Below are 15,841 nucleotides of genomic sequence, written 5' to 3' on the forward strand. Positions count from 1 at the left end.
TTCAAGGTTGTTAGCGAGAGAAACACCACCCAAACCTGTTCGAGCTGCAAGCAATTGCCGGACTCGAGGCCGAGAGGTATCGCAGGGCTTGGAATAAGGGAATGGACTTGTTGTGGGTGCGGTGCCACCCACGACCGCGACGTCAACGCCGCCAAGAACATTCTCGCGCTCGGGCATGAGCGTCCAATTGTGGGAATCCCCGTCCTTTAGGACGGGGAGGATGTCAATTGCCGATCACCGTTTTTAGCGTGTCGGCATGACCCTTCGGATCCTTGGCGCTGGAAATCACGGTAAGTACTGCCGAGCGTTTACCGGACGCCGCCACCAGGGTGCTGGTCAGGACCTTGCCACCGCCGAGCGTGGCGTAGGCATCAAGCTGGCGCACGCCCAGGCCATTTTTCTTGAGCACGCGTTGCTCGCCCTGTTTCTGAAAGTCATGAAAGCTGTTGCTTTGCTGGCTCAGCGCTGCGCTGCTCAGTTCATCGAGCACCTGGCTGTCGTTATCAGTGGCTTGGTCAGTCACCGGGTTCGGGGTTTCGGTCACGATCAATACCCGCCGGTTGGCTTCGTCGGTGTACATCGCGCCACTGATACCTTCAGCGATGGCCTTGGCATCGACTTCCTGCATCTCGCTTTTCTTGTAGGTGGCCGGCAGGTTAAAGGCCAGCTTGCCGCCGAGCAGCGATACTGGCTGACGGGTCTCGCTCTTGGCCGGTTTGGTGCGCGACTCGGCCTGGGCATTCATGGGCAGCAGTGTGACACTGAGCAACAGGGCAAGCAGCGTGCAGGTACGGTGGGCAGCGAACATGACAAAACCTGAGCAATTCAAGGGGCAGGTCGGCAGTGTGCCTGAGGAACCTGCAGGCGGCCACTGACAGGTTTTCGCAGCCTTGATAGCCGGGAGTGTCGCTGATGGCTGGCAAAGTGTCGCAGCAGCAATGCTGCCTCTGGGCTATTTGTGCAAGGCCGATAAAGAATGGAAATTTCCATTAATTCAAGCGTTTGAATGTTCTGAAAACAAATGTTTCAGATATGCTTGCAAAATGCCATCCATGACCATGATGATGAGTCGTTGGCAAGTCGGTAATTGTCGACTTGCTCCTCGGTTTTTCTTCGCTACGCTTGGATTTCAGGTGCGATGGGGCGAGAAATTGCCAGCGCCTGTCGGGCATTGCCAACCTTCAGGGTCCCTCTGAGGCAGTGTCTCCTGACGCAACAGGATGTGCTAAACCCTTACATAGCGTGCTTTCAATGCCGCATGACTCAATCGCAACGATTGTCGTGCAGTAAGTTCAGGTATGCCTGGATCTTTGCAGTTATCAGAAGAGGTTGCAGTCGATGCGTTTGAACATGCCGGTTACCCAAAATGAAAGAACCTTTTCTGCCAACGAGCGTTTGATCTCCACCACCGATCTAAGCAGCCACATTACCTACTGTAACGACGCCTTTGTCGCCATGAGCGGCTTTACCCGTGAAGAGTTGATCGGCCAGCCGCATAACCTGGTACGCCACCCCGATATGCCCCCATCGGTGTTTGGCCATATGTGGGAAACCATCAAGCAGGGTAAACCTTGGATGGGGGTGGTCAAGAATCGTTCCAAGAACGGCGATTTTTATTGGGTGAGTGCCTACGTCACGGCGGTGTATGAAAACGGCCGCATCATTGGTTATGAATCGGTACGCTCGCTGCCAACCCGCGATCAGGTGCGCCGTGCTGAAGCACTGTATGCCCGCCTGAGGGCTGGAAAGCCGGCCGTGTCGAGAACCGGTAGTGCGATTTACCACCTCAGCCGCCAGTTACCGATGGTTGTAGCCACCCTGATTCTGGCTGTGGGTACCTACTTGCTCGAGGACACGCCGTTCGTGTTCTTGTTATTGGCGGTGCTGGTGGGGCTGGGTGGCTATCTGGAGATTCGTCACCGGCGTGGTCTGCAGAAAACCCTCGATGAACACCCCAAGGCGTTCACCAGCGCGCTGGTCGCCCTGACCTACAGTGATAACCGCGGCCCGCAAGCGCAACTGGACCTGGCGATGATCAGCGAAGAGGCCCGCCTGCAAACGGCTCTGACCCGGCTGGTGGACACCGGCGAGGGGGTCAAGTCGCGTGCCGGGCAGTCGGCGCAATTGTCGGTGCAACAGGCACGCTCTCTGGATCAGCAACGTAACGAAACCGAACAGTCGGCCACGGCGATCAACCAGATGGCCGCGACGATCCAGGAAGTCACGCACAACGTGCAGAGCACTGCCCACGCCGCTGAAGAGGCCGACAAACTGGCCCAGCAGGGTCGCAACCTGGCCGACGAAAGCCTGCTGGCGATCCGGCACATGGCCAACTCGGTCAATGAAATCGGCCACGCCGTTGGCGAGCTGGCGGGTGCAACGCAATCGATCGGCAGTGTGGTGGACGTGATTACCTCGATTGCCCAACAGACCAACCTGCTGGCCCTCAACGCTGCGATCGAGGCGGCTCGTGCCGGCGAACAGGGCAGGGGCTTTGCCGTGGTTGCGGACGAGGTGCGTTCGCTGGCGTCACGTACTCAATCGTCCACCGAGGAAATCCAGAAGATCATCACCTCGTTGCGTGATGGTGCTGACCGCGCCGTCGCCACCGCCAGCCGCGGCGAGCAGAACTCCCAGGAAAGCGTGGCCAGCGTCGAGGCCGTCCAGCAAGCTCTGGATGGCATCAGCAAGGCTGTCACACGGATTACCGGCATGAGCCAGCAAATGGCCTCGGCGTCGGAACAGCAGAGCCATGTGGCCGAGAACATCAGCCAGCAGATCACCCGCATCGCGCAACTGTGTGACCAGAGCGCAGACCAGGCGCAGCAAGGGTCTGCGATCAGCCGTGAGCTCGAAGAAATGGCCCAGTACCTGCACAGTCTGGCGGAACGGTTCAGTCGTTGAGGTCATGAGTGAGGGGAGGTCTTGCGGCCTCCCGGTTCACAGGCGGTCCTTGGCGCAGCTGTTATTGATCCGCGATCCACGACGCATAGCCGTTGGTGCTCCCCGCGTGATGGGTCCAGATAATGTCGCGGTAACTGATTGCCAGGTGCTCCTGCGGCTGACCGTCGTTGTGCAGCAGCGCGTGGGGCATGTCCTGGGTCAGCTCACGAATCAGTCCGCCGCGAATCTCGACGGTGTAGAACTTCTCCTGGGTACCGCGCGAGGAGGTGCGGTAGAAATCGATCATGCAATCAATCTGGTCTCGATTGGCCAGCGCCTGGCTCAACAGCGGGGTTGATTTGTCAACGTGCTTGGTGATGTACACCGGTTGGTGTGTGGCGTGGCGGGCGTTGTCGAGGTTGGCCATGTTGTGGGTGAAGGCCAGCACCATGATCTGGTCGGCGTGGCTGGTCTGGTTTTTGCCGCCCAGCGACTCCGGTGTGCAGCAGCCATTGGACATGAAGCCTTGCTTGTCGCTCTTGATGGTCATGTAACCGCAGTTGGCCATGGTCGCCCTCCTTGATAAATGGAGGGGCAGTGTATTTTTTGGCTCCCCGGCGATATGTAGGACGTTTCCGAAATTTCAGTTGTTTTAGCAGGCAAGAACAGCCTGCGGATGCTGACGGTTCAGCATCCGCCGCTTCAGGTCTTGCTCAGTAGCGAATCATCACTGATTTAAGCTCGGTGTAGTCATCGATAAATGCCGAGCCAAATTCGCGGCCGATTCCGGAAGCCTTGATTCCGCCAAAGGGAACGGCCGGGTCGAGCAGGGTGTGCATGTTCACCCATACGGTGCCGGCCTCAATGCGTGGCACCATGCGCATGGCCTTGCCCAGGTCGTTGGTCCACAGGCTGGCGCTCAGGCCGTACGGGGTGCTGTTCATCAGCTCCAGCAACTGCTCCTCATCGTCGTACGCAAGGAACGTGGCGATCGGGCCGAAGGTTTCTTCGCTCAACAGGGTGTCGCTCAGCGAGTTGGCGAGGATCACGGTCGGCTCTACATAAAAGCCTTCGCGTTCGATCAAGCGTCCGCCGTGGACAATGGTGCAGTTTTCTGCGCGGGCGCGGTCGAAGAACTGGCCCAGCTTCTGTTGGTGAATGCGGTTGGTCACCGGGCCGAATTCAGTGCTTTCATCCAGCGGCGAGCCCACTTTCAGCGCGGCCAGGCGCTGGCTGAGTTTGTCCATCAACTCATCGATGCGTTGGCGCGGAGCAAAGAAACGTTCACCGGCGGCGCAGATTTGCCCTGAGTGTAAAAAGCCCGCTTCGATGGCGCCGTTGACCGCTTTGTCGATGTCGACATCGGCCAGAAACCCCACCGAGTTCTTGCCGCCCAGCTCCAGCGTCGCGCGGGTCAGGTTGGCGCCCAGCGCTGTTTTGCCCACGGCGATGCCGGTGGGCACGGAGCCGGTGAACGATACTTTGTCGGTGCCGGGATGTTCGATCAGCGCCTGGCCGACCTTGCCCAGGCCGGTCACTACGTTAAGTGCGCCGGCCGGCAGACCGGCTTCAATACCCAGCTCGGCGATGCGCAGAATGGTCAGTGGCGTGAACTCGCTGGGTTTGATGATCACGCTGCAGCCGGTGGTCAGGGCTGACGCCAGCTTCCAGATGGCGATCATCGTCGAGAAATTCCACGGCACGATACCGACCACCACGCCCACCGGCTGACGCAGGGTGTAGGCGGTGTATTGCTCGCCGTTGAACGAAGGCAGCGACGGGGTGATGGTCTGACCGGTGATTTTGGTTGCCCAACCGGCAAAGTAACGCAGGAAGTGCGCGGCCTGGCCCACTTCAAAAGCGCGGGATATCTGAATGATCTTGCCTGACTGCAAGGTTTCCAGTTGGGCAAGCTCCTCACCGTGTTGTTCCAGCAGGTCGGCCAGTTTGAGCAACACGGCGCTGCGCACGGCCGGGGCGGTCTGTGACCAGACCTTGAAACCCTGACGAGCCGAAGCGACCGCAGCATCCACATCGGCCTCGACGGCATCGCTGACCCGCGCGATGACCTGGGCATTGGCCGGGCTGACCACCTCGATCCGTCCGTTGCCCTGGGATGGCTGGGGGCGCCCGTCGATGAACAGGCCATGGTCGCGGTCCAGAAAGGCACGGACCTGGGGGAGCAGTTGAATGTCGGACACGAGCAGTACCTCAGGCAGAAAACGGGCAGAAAAAAGCGTGAACCACGCGTATTGCCTGAGGGTAACCAGGCGCGGTCAAACACGCTTGATCAGGGCTGACCAGCGCTTGTCTGTGCGTGCCAGCGACTGGGTGGCTTGAGCAGTGGGCCGGCTATGAAAAGTACAATCTTCCATCTGGAAGGTGCATTTTCCGCATCCGACGCCAGACCCATACTGGCGCTGTGTTCGGCTGACCGGCCTTTGACCCGAGGGTCATCAGTGCTGGGTCAGGCCGCTGGAAAATGTCCAATAATAAGCAGAGCCCCCTCATGAAAAAGCCAAATCCCCTGCTTGAAGACCTGCGTGCGATCCTGCCGGCCATTGCGGCCAATGCCGCTCAGGCAGAAAAAGACCGGATGGTGCCCGCCGAAAATATCGCCCTGCTCAAAAGCATTGGCCTGCATCGGGCCTTTCAGCCCCGTCCTTATGGTGGGCTGGAAATTTCCCTGCCGCAGTTCGGCGACTGCATCGCCTTGCTGGCCGGCGCCTGTGCCAGCACCGCCTGGGCCATGAGCCTGCTGTGCACGCACAGTCACCAATTGGCGCTGTTTCCGGCCCGCTTGCAGGAAGAGATCTGGGGGGCTAATCCTGATGCCACCGCCAGCAGCAGTATTGCCCCGTTTGGCCGCACCACTGAAACCGATGGTGGTGTGCTGTTCAGTGGTGAAATGGGCTGGAGCAGCGGCAGCGATCACGCCGAGTGGGCGATTGTCGGTTTCCGTCGTCAGAACGCCGAAGGCGGCCAGGATTACTGCTTTGCCGTGTTGCCGCGCAGCGATTATCAGATCCGTGACGACTGGTACGCCGCCGGCATGAAAGGCAGCGGCACCAAGACTCTGGTGATCGACAACGTGTTTGTGCCTGAGCACCGCATCCAGAAAGCCAAGGACATGATGGAAGGCAAGTCGGCCGGGTTCGGCCTGTACCCGGACAGCAAGATTTTCTATTCGCCCTATCGCCCGTATTTTGCCAGTGGCTTCTCGACGGTCAGCCTGGGAATTGCCGAGCGTATGCTTGAGGTCTTTCGCGACAAGACTCGCAACCGTGTGCGTGCCTACACCGGTGCGGCGGTAGGGGCCGCGACTCCGGCGCTGATGCGCCTGGCCGAGTCGACCCATCAAGTGGCGGCGGCGCGGGCCTTTCTGGAAAAAACCTGGCAGGACCACGCTGAGCACGGTGAGCGCCATGAGTACCCGTCCCGCGACACGCTGGCGTACTGGCGTACCAACCAGGGCTATGTGGTGAAGATGTGCATTGAGGCCGTGGATCGACTGTTCGCTGCGGCCGGCGGCACGGCCTGGTTCGAAAGCAACGAGATGCAGCGACTGTTCCGTGACTCGCACATGACCGGTGCGCATGCCTACACCGACTACGACGTCTGCGCGCAGATCCTCGGTCGCGAGTTGATGGGCCTGGAGCCGGACCCAAGCATGGTCTGACGGACCCTGTGATATCGGCAGCCGAGGCTGCCTGATGCGCCCGATAACCTTATTCGAATCAGGGCAGCCGCTGGCGGCTGTCCGGGAGTCTTGCATGTCTGAACCAAGCGCAATTGCCGTTAACCCTGCTCTGGACCCCCGTGCATTTCGCCGGGCGCTGGGTAATTTCGCCACCGGTGTGACGGTGGTCACCGCCGCCACCGCTGCGGGTCACAAGGTCGGGGTGACGGCCAATAGCTTTAACTCGGTGTCGCTGGACCCGGCGCTGATTCTCTGGAGTCTGGACAAACGCTCGACCAGCCATGAGGTGTTTGCCGAGGCCACCCATTTTGCGGTCAATATTCTGGCTGCGGATCAGATCGAGCTGTCCAACAACTTCGCCCGGCCACGCGACGACCGCTTTGCCGGTATCGCCCATGAGCCGGGTGTCGGTGGTTCACCGTTGTTGCTCGATTGCTCGGCGCGTTTCGATTGCCAGAAGTATCAGCAGATCGACGGCGGCGACCACTGGATTCTGATCGGCAAGGTGGTGGCCTTCGATGATTTTGGCCGTTCACCGCTGCTCTACCATCAGGGTGCCTACTCGATGGTGCTGCCACATACCCGGATGACCAGGCGTGAAGAGGGCCAGGCGCCGAGCAGTCACTTTCAGGGCCGTCTGCAGCACAACCTGTATTACCTGATGACTCAGGCCTTGCGTGCGTATCAGGCCGGCTACCAGCCTCGCCAGTTATCTACCGGCCTGCGCACCAGCGAGGCGCGGATGCTGATGGTGCTGGAAAACGATGCCGGCCTGAGCCTCAATGACCTGCAACGAGAGGTCGCGATGCCGGCCCTGGAAATCGACGAAGCCGTCGCCAATCTGCGCCGCAAGGGGCTGGTCTGTGATCGTGACGAGCGGGTTTGCCTGACCGCCAGCGGCGTGGATGAAACCGAGGGCCTTTGGAGCATTGCCCGCGAGCAGCAGGACAAGGTATTCGGTGCGTTCAGCGCTGAACAGATCGCGACCTTCAAGGCGGTGTTGCAGGCGGTGATTCGCGGCTGAGCAACTGGGGGGTGGGGGCTGGCTGGCAGGGTGATGCAAATCGCCTGGCAGCCTGGCACATGCGAACCCCGGCGATTCAAGGCCTGATGGCAACGGGTGTCTCTCACGTCCGGGGTGTCTGATGTTTTTCAATAACAACAAATGGGTCGATGAACTTAACCAGGCCTTGCAACAGTTGGGCAATGGACAGCCCGTGGCACCAGGCGTGATGCAGCGCTTTCCTCTGGTGCAGCAAAACCTGCAGGCAGTTGCGGCGTTACACGCTCAGTGGCGTGCCCGTGAGCAGCAACAAGCCAGCGCGCAGGCCGACGTCGAGGAACGTCTGAGCCAGCTGCGCAATGCTCTGGCGGCGGCCGAGCTTGAGCAGCAGCGGCTGTTGCCACAGCTCAAGGCGCTTGAAGACAGCAACCAGCAGTTGCATGAACGCTTACATCAGCATCATCAGGAGCAGCGGGTCTGGGAGCTGTTGCAGTCGACCCTCACTGAAGGCTTCTGGGACATTCGCGTGGCGCATGGGCGGATTGACGATCCGGCCAGCTTCATGCGCATCTCTGACCCGTTTCGGGCGTTGATGGGCTATGCCGCCAACGAGTTGCCTGATGGCTGGGATGCCCAGGTCGGTATCACTCATCCGGATGACCTGGCGGCAATCATGACGATCTTTGAACGTGAGATCGTCATGCCCGCAGGCAGCGGAGAGTATGTGTTCGAGTACCGCATGCGGCACAAGACCCGTGGCTATATCTGGTGCCGCGAGCGGGGCCGGGCGATCCGTGACGAGCGCGGTGTGCTGCAACGGGTGATGGGCGCGGTGCGCGATATCAGCGACGAGCGTTCGGCCCAGGCCAGTCACGCGCAGATGCTGGAGCAGAACCAGGCGACTTACGCGCAGATTTCCACGGTGGTCGGGGTGATCAAGGGGATTGCCGAACAGACCAACCTGCTGGCCCTCAATGCGGCGATTGAAGCGGCCCGTGCCGGCGAGGTGGGCCGCGGCTTTGCGGTGGTCGCCGATGAGGTCAAGAAGCTGGCCGAAAGCACCCGCCACGCGACCCAGCAGATCCAGACCATGCTGGTGCGTGATGCGCGGCGTTAGGGGCTAGCTGCAGGAGTGTTCAGTAGCAGCCGGTCGGCGTTCCGGTTGCTCGCGAAAGCGGCGATGAAACCAGCACATTCGCAGTGGATCTCACGCCGCCTTCGTCAATCTGCCGACCAGACCAAGGTCCGACAAGGATCGCGTCGGCCTTGACTGATCAGCATTAACCACAAGCTCGCTGCTGACTATCAGAACGGGACCGCGACAATCAGCTGGCTGTAGACGTTGGTGCCGTTGCCACCGACCTGGTTTCCGCCGTTGTCCTGATCCTTGCGCGGTTTGTACAGGCCGACCAGCGGGGTGATGATCAGGTGATCATTGACCGCCCATTCGACATACAGGTCGGCTTCGCGGCCATCGAGGTTGAGCGCCTGGCCGGTGTGCAAGGTCCGGTAGTCAAAGAACAGGGCGCCGATGGTCAGGTTGTCCAGCGGCTTGACCTTCAGGCCCAGATGGTGAATGGCGGTGTTGCTGTTGAAGGGGCCGGCATAGTTGGCGGTGACCTCACCCTGGAACCAGGTGCCAAAGCCACGGTTCTGGCCATTGAACATCGAGTCCCAACCCTCGGAGTAGCGGCTGTAGCGGTAGCTCAGGTCCGGGCTCCAGGGCAGATCGGCGAAGGTGTAGCCGGCCTCGGTGTACCAGGCTTGCTCGTGACCTGCGTCCTTGGTTTGCCTGGCGTATTCGAACGAGAAGTGTGCGTTGTCGATGCCGGCATTACCGGCGCCACGCAGGCTGTAGATGTTCATGCCGTCACGCTGGCGCTGAAAGTCACTGGCGTATTGCTTGTCGACGCCCAGACCGTGGATCCAGGTCAGGCCCAGGGTGCCTGGCGCAGCGCTGTATTCCAGGGTCGCGGCGGCCAGTTCGGTATTGGCCTGGGCACGGTTGTCGGACTTGAACCACAACAGGCTGCCATGCAGGCCATCCTTGCCGCCCAGGCGCAATACTGCCGTTTTGTCGAAGGCGTGACGGGCGGCCAGATAGTAGGCGCCGCCGCGGTTCATGTCACCGTCAGCGATACCTTTACCCAGGTTGATACCGTCGTCGTTGATGATGAAACCGTCTCCCAGGGTAATGACCTGGCGTCCCCATGACAGATCGACACCATCCTTGCCCAGCACTGGAAACAGGTCACCGGACTTCCAGCCGGCAAAGGCTTCGTCGAATTTTGTCGTGCGCTCACTGCCATTGGTGTAGCCGGCCGCATCGCCGTCGCCCCAAGTGGCTGAACTGACCAGGTTTGCGGTGCCATACAGGCTGCCAAAGCCCGCCAGGCCCTGGCTGGCGCTCAGCCCGTATTTGATGAACCCCTCGCGCCAGGTCGAACCGCCTGGCGTGCCGTCGTAGTTCTTGCGGCTGTTGAAGTGGCCGTAGACGGCGAGGAAGTTACCCGTTAGTTGGGTGTCTTCATCGCTGTACAGTTCGATGGCCTGGCTCTGACTGACGCCGAGCAGGCTGCTCAGGCCGATGACCAGAGCCAGGGTATTACGTCGGGTAAAGCGCTCCATGGTGTTGCCCCTTTTTTCTAATGGACGTGGGTTGCCATCAGTTAGGGGTATTGCAAGGCGGCAGGTCTTTGCCGAGCGTGCCAGCCATTTGTATCTGTCCGCCATGGCCTCGATGCTGGCAGGCTGCAACAAAATCGCCGTCAGCCATGGGCAAGACGTTGAAGGAGGGCCGGCGCACAGTGATTGCATGGCGCAGTGCGGCGATCGTCGGCTGGCATCGCTTGACAGGGGAGTGGCGCAATACTTGTCGGCGATTGTTTGCATTGCCTGATCGAACGACTAGAACAGCAGGGGTCCAGCATGTCACTCAACCAACAGCTCACTGAGCATCTGAATCGCGGCACAGTGGGGTTTCCCACCGCGCTGGCCAGTACCATCGGCCTGATCATGGCAAGCCCGGTGATTCTCACCGCGACCATGGGCTTCGGCATCGGCGGCAGCGCCTTTGCCCTGGCCATGATCCTGGCGGTGATCATGATGCTGGCGCAGGCCACCACCTTTGCCGAGGCGGCCTCAATCCTGCCGACCACAGGCTCCGTATATGACTACATCAACTGCGGTCTGGGACGCTTTTTCGCCATTATGGGCACATTGGCGGCTTACCTGATCGTCCACGTTTTTGCCGGCACCGCCGAGACCATCCTGGCCGGGGTCATGGCGTTGGTGAATTTCGAGCACCTCAATACCCTGGCCGAATCGGCCGGCGGTTCCTGGTTGCTGGGCGTAGGGTTCGTGGTGGTGCTGGGTATCCTCAATGCCTTTGGCGTCAGTGCGTTCGGCAAGGCCGAGATCATCCTGACTTTCGGCATGTGGGTGACCCTGATGACCTTCGGTGTGCTGGGCCTGATCGCCGCGCCGGCGGTGCAGCTCGACGGGCTGTTCGGTGCGTCGCTGGTCGGTACTGACTTGGTGACCATTCTGTCGCTGGTGGGCATGGCGATGTTCATGTTCGTCGGCTGCGAGTTCGTCACCCCGCTGGCGCCGGACTTGCGCCGTTCGGCTCAGGTCATGCCCAAGGCGATGATCCTGGGATTGCTGGGCGTGGCGAGCTGCATGTTCATCTACGGCGCTGCGATGAAGCGCCAGGTGGAGAACGTGGTGCTGGACGCCGCTACCGGCGTGCACTTGCTCGACACACCCATGGCCATCCCGAAATTCGCCGAGCAGGTAATGGGCGATATCGGCCCGATCTGGCTGGGTATCGGTTTTCTGTTCGCCGGTGCAGCGACCATCAACACGCTGATGGCCGGCGTGCCGCGAATCATCTATGGCATGGCGGTCGACGGTGCGTTACCCAAGGTGTTCACCTACCTGAGCCCGCGCTTCAAGACGCCGCTATTGTGCATTCTGGTCGCGATGCTGATCCCATGCGTGCATGCCTGGTATCTGGGCGGTAACACCGACAACATTATCAACCTGGTGCTGGCGGCGGTGTGTGCCTGGAGCACGGCTTATCTGCTGGTGACCCTGTCGGTGGTCAGCCTGCGTATCCGCCGCCCGGACCTGCCGCGCGCCTATCGCTCGCCGCTGTTCCCGTTGCCGCAGATCGTCTCCAGTGTCGGCATCCTGCTGGGCATGTGGTTTATCACCCCACCCGGGATGAATCCTGCAGATATCTACGTACCGTTCGGCATCATGCTCGCGGGCACTGCCGCCTATGCATTGTTCTGGACGCTGGTGATACAGAAGGTCCATCCATTCAAGCCAGCCAGGGTCGAAGACGTACTGGCCAAAGAGTTCGCCAACCAACCAGGCATTCACCCGGAGGCTGCAGCCCGTGATGCTTTCAAGACTGTTTGATGGCCTGACCGCCCCGCGTGATCCGGCCGGTTACCGGCCTGGCGTGACGCTTGAGTGCCTGCGGCGCAACCTGGCGCTCAGCGGCTGGCAGCAGCTTGAGCCGCGCCTGGCGCGAGTGAGCCTCGATGGCCTGATGGTTGAGGTGCGCGAGCGCACCGAGTCGCAATTGCTGATGCACCTGGTGATGAGTGAGTTTGTGCTGCAGGTGCCGGGCGCAAATCAGTGCGCCGGGCGTTATGAGCTGCACCATACCGGTTCGATCCGCCGCAGCGGCTTGCGTTGCCGGCGCCGGGGTGGTGATAGCGCAGCACTCGCTACGCTGCGTCAGGCACTGGAGCTGGATCAGCCGCTGCGTGAGGCCCTGATGCCGCTGGACTTCAAACGTCTGCTTCTGGACGCTGCTGACGGCCAGTGGACGGTGCGTCTGGAGCATATGGGCGGCAGTGAAGTGGTCAACCGCATGCCTGCGTTTCGTCGCTATATCGCTATCAGCGCAGAACAAAAAACCAGCCTGTTCGCGGCGCTGAATGCCTTGTCCCGCGTCTTGCGCGAGATCTAGGTCGACTGGCACGTATCCTGCCTATACATGAACGATTCAAGTGAAGTTGTGTGCTTATTATTAACATGTTATCAATAAGCGCATAACAACAAGATTCATCGTGGAGGCAGGTATGAACACTGATCAAATCGCCCGCAATGCCCTTGAACAATGGAATACCCGACTGCGCGCCATCTGTGGCCGCTTCGAGACTGACCTTGCGTTCAATCGCTCACTGTTCATCGGTGAGATCTGCACCTGGACACGCTCCGGTCTGGAGTTGGCCAGCCTGCGCACCAACGCTGGCAATATCGTCCGTCAGGCCGGCAATGCCGACCTGGACAACGACCAGGACTGTTTTCTGGTCAGCCAGCGCAGTGGCTATTCACAGATCACCCAGCACGGCATCAGCATCAAGCTGGCGCCGGGCGACATGTTGCTGATGGACTCGAGCGGCTACTGTGAAATTACCCCGTTCGGCCTGATCGAACACGCCTCGCTATCCTTGCCGCGCCAGGATGTACTCAAGGGGCTGAAAAACCAGCGGCTGGCCTTCGGCAAGGTATCTGCCGCCAAGACCTGCGGGCGCATGCTGCATGTGTTGATGGATCAGATTTGCAAGGACACCCGCGATGACGAGTCCGTCGCAACCGATGAGCACGGCTTGCAGAATGCACTGATCTCGCTGCTGCCATCGGCGCTGGAACACAGCGATGAGGCCTGTACCGACTTGAGCGCGTCAGGCAGTGTCAACCTGCGCAGTTGTGTGCAGAAGCTGATCGACGAATCGCTGGGCCAGCCCGGCCTGAACCCGGCGGTGCTGGCGGGGCGCCTGAACATCTCGGTGCGGCATCTGTATCGCTTGTTCGAAGATGAAGGCGACAGTGTGTGCCGTTACATTCAGCGTGCACGGCTCAAACGCAGTGCCGAAGACCTGGCCAATCCTTTCCTGCGCAGCGAATCGATCACCACCATTGCCTACAAATGGGGCTTCACCGACTCGGCGCATTTCAGCCGCTCATTCAAGAAGCAGTTTGAACAGTCGCCCAAGGATTTCCGCAGTGTCAGCCTGACCCATGCGGCTGGCGCGGCGTGAGGCAGCACAACCCATAACCTGGAGCGTTTGCCTCTTTGCGAGAAGGTTTTTATAGTGGCCAGTTATCCTTCCTATCGATAGGTAGATTTAGGTGTCGATAGGCTGTATGGGAGGGGCGGGGGCCATGCCGGGACTCGGCGTAGCCCCGTATGGTCCCCACCGGCATTACTGGCGCGAGCCACTACAATAGTGATTGGCAGGAAAACACTGATGAAAACCCTGAGTGCCTCGGCTGAACGCATCTGCTGCCTGGCCATTGAGCATTTCGCCGAACGCGGCTATGACGGTTCGTCGCTCAACGACATCGCGATCCTGGCCAATATGCGCAAGCCGTCGCTGTATGCGCATTTCTCCAGCAAGGATGAGCTCTACAGCGTGGTGTTTGAACGCGCTCTGGAAAACGAACGGCTGCACATGCAAAGCTGCTTCGATACCGCCAGCGAGCTCAATAGCGTGCCGGGCGGCCTGTTGGTCCACCAGTTGGCCGAGCGTTACCAGGCATCGGCCTCGTTGCGCTGCCTGTTGCGCGCGGCCTTCTACCCGCCAGAAGTCTTGCGCCCAATGATCAGTGCAGGCTTCGAAGAGTACCTGGCCCAGATGCGCCAGTTGTTCAGACCACTGCTCGCCCAGTGTTACCCGCAGATGGATGATACCGACCTGGAGCTGTACTGCGATGCCTGGCAAGGCATCGTCGACAGCCTCCATGTAGAGCTTCTCTATGCAACACCCGAGGCGTATGCCAGACGCCTCAAGGCGCTGTGGAGGGTGTACGGCGACTCACTGTCGTTGTTGCGTCAGGGATCGTCGCCGTACGTTTCGTACATCACATCAGGCCGATAGCGGGTAGCTCGTCAAGCCCTTACCGATCATGTCCTGTACCCCCAGAATCAGCCGCTCAGCCGGGTAGGCAGGGCAGGATGCCCCGACCTTGCCGATCAGCTCAGCCGCCGAAATGGGGTTGATGGCTGTATGGCGGATCAGATCCGCCACCTGGCGGGGCAGGAAGATGGTCTGGCTGTCGGTATGTGAATCGGCAATCAGGATGTTTTCCGGCGGTAGCGAAACCGGTGTTTGCCGCCTCACCCAGAAAGGTGAAGTGCCAAAGCGGGTTTCCATGCCGTAAATGCGCCAGCGTGTACGCAAGTACTGGCGAAAGTCAGCGGCAATGGCGGTCTCGTAGGCCGAGATCAGTAGCCCCTCACCATGCAGGCGATCCGAAGCAGCACGGGCGGCCTGTATACCTGTGGCCAGAGCGTGAGGAATACCGCCGGAGGAGAGTGGGTCAAACGATGCCGCTGCATCCCCGGCAGGAATGATCCCGCAGCCTGAGCCAGGCACAAGGCAGGCCGAGAAGGCCGGATCAGTGCGTAACTCGACATCGTTCCCGGCAGGATTGATGAGCTCGGCGATATGGCGCGTGCCCGCCAGGGCTGTCAGCCAGTTCTCCGGTCGCGACAGCTTGTTCTGATGAATGATGTCCGAATCACTCATGAACGACACTGCAACGCGGCCTCCGGGTACGGGGGCCGCATACCACCAGCCATTGGCCACGGTCTCAACGGTCGTCAAGGCCGCCGGCGAATGGGTTGCAGAGGCCGTCAGCAGAGCGCTGACGCCGACCAGATCATCATGGCGGTGGTGCAGCGCCTCATTCCATCGCGATGTCCGGCCGGCAGCATCAATCACCACTCTGGCACGCACCGCATGCTCGTGGTCACCGCTGTTGCGCAGTGTCAGTTGCCAGCCATCATATTGATCACGATCAGGCATCAACTGACGCACCGCCAGGCAGCGGGTATCACACTCCAGCCGCCCGCCGCGCTGGCTCACCAGGCGGGCCATCATGTGTTCAAAACGGGCGCGGTCAATCGCCCAACCGTGCCCGTGGACGTTGAACATGAAGTCGAACGACGCCAACTGCTCACTGCCCCAGGCGGCCTGGTTACCCCAGGTCTGCAACGGTGCCATCCCGGCAAAATCATCCCACACCGCCAGGTAATCCAGCAGGTTGCGAACGCCGGGTGATAAGGACTCACCCGACTTGGGCCGGTCATAATGACCGGCCTCTACTACCAGAACCGAGATATCGGTGCGTTTTAGCAGAGTCAAGGCGGCCGAGATACCGGCCGGCCCGCCCCCGATTATCACGACATCGAAACACGGTATTGTTTCGTCGACAGAACCGGTCATGAC

The 15,841-nt window shown here is 60.3% G+C and carries 13 protein-coding genes and 2 pseudogenes; 10 read left to right on the forward strand and 5 right to left on the reverse strand.

Annotated elements, in window-relative coordinates:
- Window positions 1–210, forward strand: a 210-nt coding sequence (locus tag NRB16_RS15065) for a transposase (protein ID WP_257106429.1), incomplete at its 5' end; no start/stop codon positions are given.
- 13 nt (window positions 211–223) lie between these two features.
- Here the strand turns inward: NRB16_RS15065 and NRB16_RS15070 are convergent.
- Window positions 224–808, reverse strand: coding sequence for a hypothetical protein (locus tag NRB16_RS15070; RefSeq protein ID WP_045489240.1), 585 nt, complete (start codon window positions 806–808; stop codon window positions 224–226).
- Between the two features lie 542 nt (window positions 809–1,350).
- Here NRB16_RS15070 and NRB16_RS15075 point away from each other — a divergent pair.
- On the forward strand, window positions 1,351–2,904 hold the full coding sequence (locus tag NRB16_RS15075) for a methyl-accepting chemotaxis protein (RefSeq protein ID WP_373568469.1): 1,554 nt from the start codon (window positions 1,351–1,353) through the stop codon (window positions 2,902–2,904).
- Between the two features lie 61 nt (window positions 2,905–2,965).
- On the opposite strand, the gene NRB16_RS15080 is transcribed toward NRB16_RS15075, so the two are convergent.
- A complete protein-coding gene (locus tag NRB16_RS15080; RefSeq protein ID WP_253140080.1) occupies window positions 2,966–3,451 on the reverse strand; it encodes an Hcp family type VI secretion system effector in 486 nt (161 codons plus the stop codon).
- 145 nt (window positions 3,452–3,596) lie between these two features.
- A complete protein-coding gene (locus NRB16_RS15085; protein WP_045489246.1) occupies window positions 3,597–5,084 on the reverse strand; it encodes an aldehyde dehydrogenase family protein in 1,488 nt (495 codons plus the stop codon).
- Window positions 5,085–5,392: 308 nt separating this feature from the next.
- On the opposite strand from NRB16_RS15085, the gene NRB16_RS15090 reads away from it, so the two are divergent.
- The 4 genes and pseudogenes from NRB16_RS15090 to NRB16_RS29710 all read left to right on the forward strand — a co-directional run.
- Window positions 5,393–6,562: a p-hydroxyphenylacetate 3-hydroxylase oxygenase component gene (locus NRB16_RS15090; protein ID WP_253115444.1), complete on the forward strand. Its 1,170-nt coding sequence runs from the start codon at window positions 5,393–5,395 to the stop codon at window positions 6,560–6,562.
- Window positions 6,563–6,656: 94 nt separating this feature from the next.
- Window positions 6,657–7,607: a p-hydroxyphenylacetate 3-hydroxylase reductase component gene (locus NRB16_RS15095; protein ID WP_045489252.1), complete on the forward strand. Its 951-nt coding sequence runs from the start codon at window positions 6,657–6,659 to the stop codon at window positions 7,605–7,607.
- A gap of 208 nt (window positions 7,608–7,815) precedes the next feature.
- Window positions 7,816–8,442: pseudogene (locus NRB16_RS15100) on the forward strand (PAS domain-containing protein); the annotation flags it as partial.
- Window positions 8,419–8,682 (forward strand): annotated as a pseudogene (locus NRB16_RS29710) (methyl-accepting chemotaxis protein); the annotation flags it as partial. The pseudogenes NRB16_RS15100 and NRB16_RS29710, both read left to right, overlap by 24 nt.
- A gap of 209 nt (window positions 8,683–8,891) precedes the next feature.
- On the opposite strand, the gene NRB16_RS15110 reads toward NRB16_RS29710, so the two are convergent.
- Window positions 8,892–10,214 carry an alginate export family protein gene (locus NRB16_RS15110; RefSeq protein ID WP_045489258.1) on the reverse strand — a complete coding sequence of 441 codons (1,323 nt, stop codon included), beginning with the start codon at window positions 10,212–10,214 and terminating at the stop codon, window positions 8,892–8,894.
- A 300-nt stretch (window positions 10,215–10,514) separates the two neighbouring features.
- Here NRB16_RS15110 and NRB16_RS15115 point away from each other — a divergent pair, with 300 nt between their 5' ends.
- The 4 genes from NRB16_RS15115 (at window position 10,515) to NRB16_RS15130 (ending at window position 14,488) form a co-directional block, all read left to right on the forward strand.
- Complete coding sequence (locus NRB16_RS15115) at window positions 10,515–12,014, forward strand: APC family permease (RefSeq protein ID WP_257106431.1); 1,500 nt, start codon at window positions 10,515–10,517, stop codon at window positions 12,012–12,014.
- Complete coding sequence (locus NRB16_RS15120; RefSeq protein WP_257106477.1) at window positions 11,995–12,573, forward strand: DUF3156 family protein; 579 nt, start codon at window positions 11,995–11,997, stop codon at window positions 12,571–12,573. Before NRB16_RS15115 ends, NRB16_RS15120 begins: the two co-directional genes overlap by 20 nt.
- A gap of 112 nt (window positions 12,574–12,685) precedes the next feature.
- Window positions 12,686–13,648, forward strand: coding sequence for a transcriptional regulator FeaR (gene feaR, locus NRB16_RS15125; RefSeq protein WP_257106432.1), 963 nt, complete (start codon window positions 12,686–12,688; stop codon window positions 13,646–13,648).
- 210 nt (window positions 13,649–13,858) lie between these two features.
- Window positions 13,859–14,488: a TetR/AcrR family transcriptional regulator gene (locus NRB16_RS15130; RefSeq protein WP_257106433.1), complete on the forward strand. Its 630-nt coding sequence runs from the start codon at window positions 13,859–13,861 to the stop codon at window positions 14,486–14,488.
- Here the strand turns inward: NRB16_RS15130 and NRB16_RS15135 are convergent.
- A complete protein-coding gene (locus NRB16_RS15135) occupies window positions 14,477–15,838 on the reverse strand; it encodes an NAD(P)/FAD-dependent oxidoreductase (protein ID WP_257106434.1) in 1,362 nt (453 codons plus the stop codon). The genes NRB16_RS15130 and NRB16_RS15135 overlap by 12 nt on opposite strands.
- Window positions 15,839–15,841: the final 3 nt, after the last annotated feature.

Source organism: Pseudomonas sp. LJDD11 (assembly GCF_024584215.1).
Lineage (GTDB): Bacteria > Pseudomonadota > Gammaproteobacteria > Pseudomonadales > Pseudomonadaceae > Aquipseudomonas.

Coding starts and splice junctions, on each gene's coding strand:
- NRB16_RS15070 (WP_045489240.1), bottom strand. CDS start 808: ATGTTCGCTGCCCACCGTACCTGCACGCTGCTTGCCCTGTTGCTCAGT.
- NRB16_RS15075 (WP_373568469.1), top strand. CDS start 1,351: ATGCCGGTTACCCAAAATGAAAGAACCTTTTCTGCCAACGAGCGTTTG.
- NRB16_RS15080 (WP_253140080.1), bottom strand. CDS start 3,451: ATGGCCAACTGCGGTTACATGACCATCAAGAGCGACAAGCAAGGCTTC.
- NRB16_RS15090 (WP_253115444.1), top strand. CDS start 5,393: ATGAAAAAGCCAAATCCCCTGCTTGAAGACCTGCGTGCGATCCTGCCG.
- NRB16_RS15095 (WP_045489252.1), top strand. CDS start 6,657: ATGTCTGAACCAAGCGCAATTGCCGTTAACCCTGCTCTGGACCCCCGT.
- NRB16_RS15110 (WP_045489258.1), bottom strand. CDS start 10,214: ATGGAGCGCTTTACCCGACGTAATACCCTGGCTCTGGTCATCGGCCTG.
- NRB16_RS15115 (WP_257106431.1), top strand. CDS start 10,515: ATGTCACTCAACCAACAGCTCACTGAGCATCTGAATCGCGGCACAGTG.
- NRB16_RS15120 (WP_257106477.1), top strand. CDS start 11,995: ATGCTTTCAAGACTGTTTGATGGCCTGACCGCCCCGCGTGATCCGGCC.
- feaR (WP_257106432.1), top strand. CDS start 12,686: ATGAACACTGATCAAATCGCCCGCAATGCCCTTGAACAATGGAATACC.
- NRB16_RS15130 (WP_257106433.1), top strand. CDS start 13,859: ATGAAAACCCTGAGTGCCTCGGCTGAACGCATCTGCTGCCTGGCCATT.
- NRB16_RS15135 (WP_257106434.1), bottom strand. CDS start 15,838: ATGACCGGTTCTGTCGACGAAACAATACCGTGTTTCGATGTCGTGATA.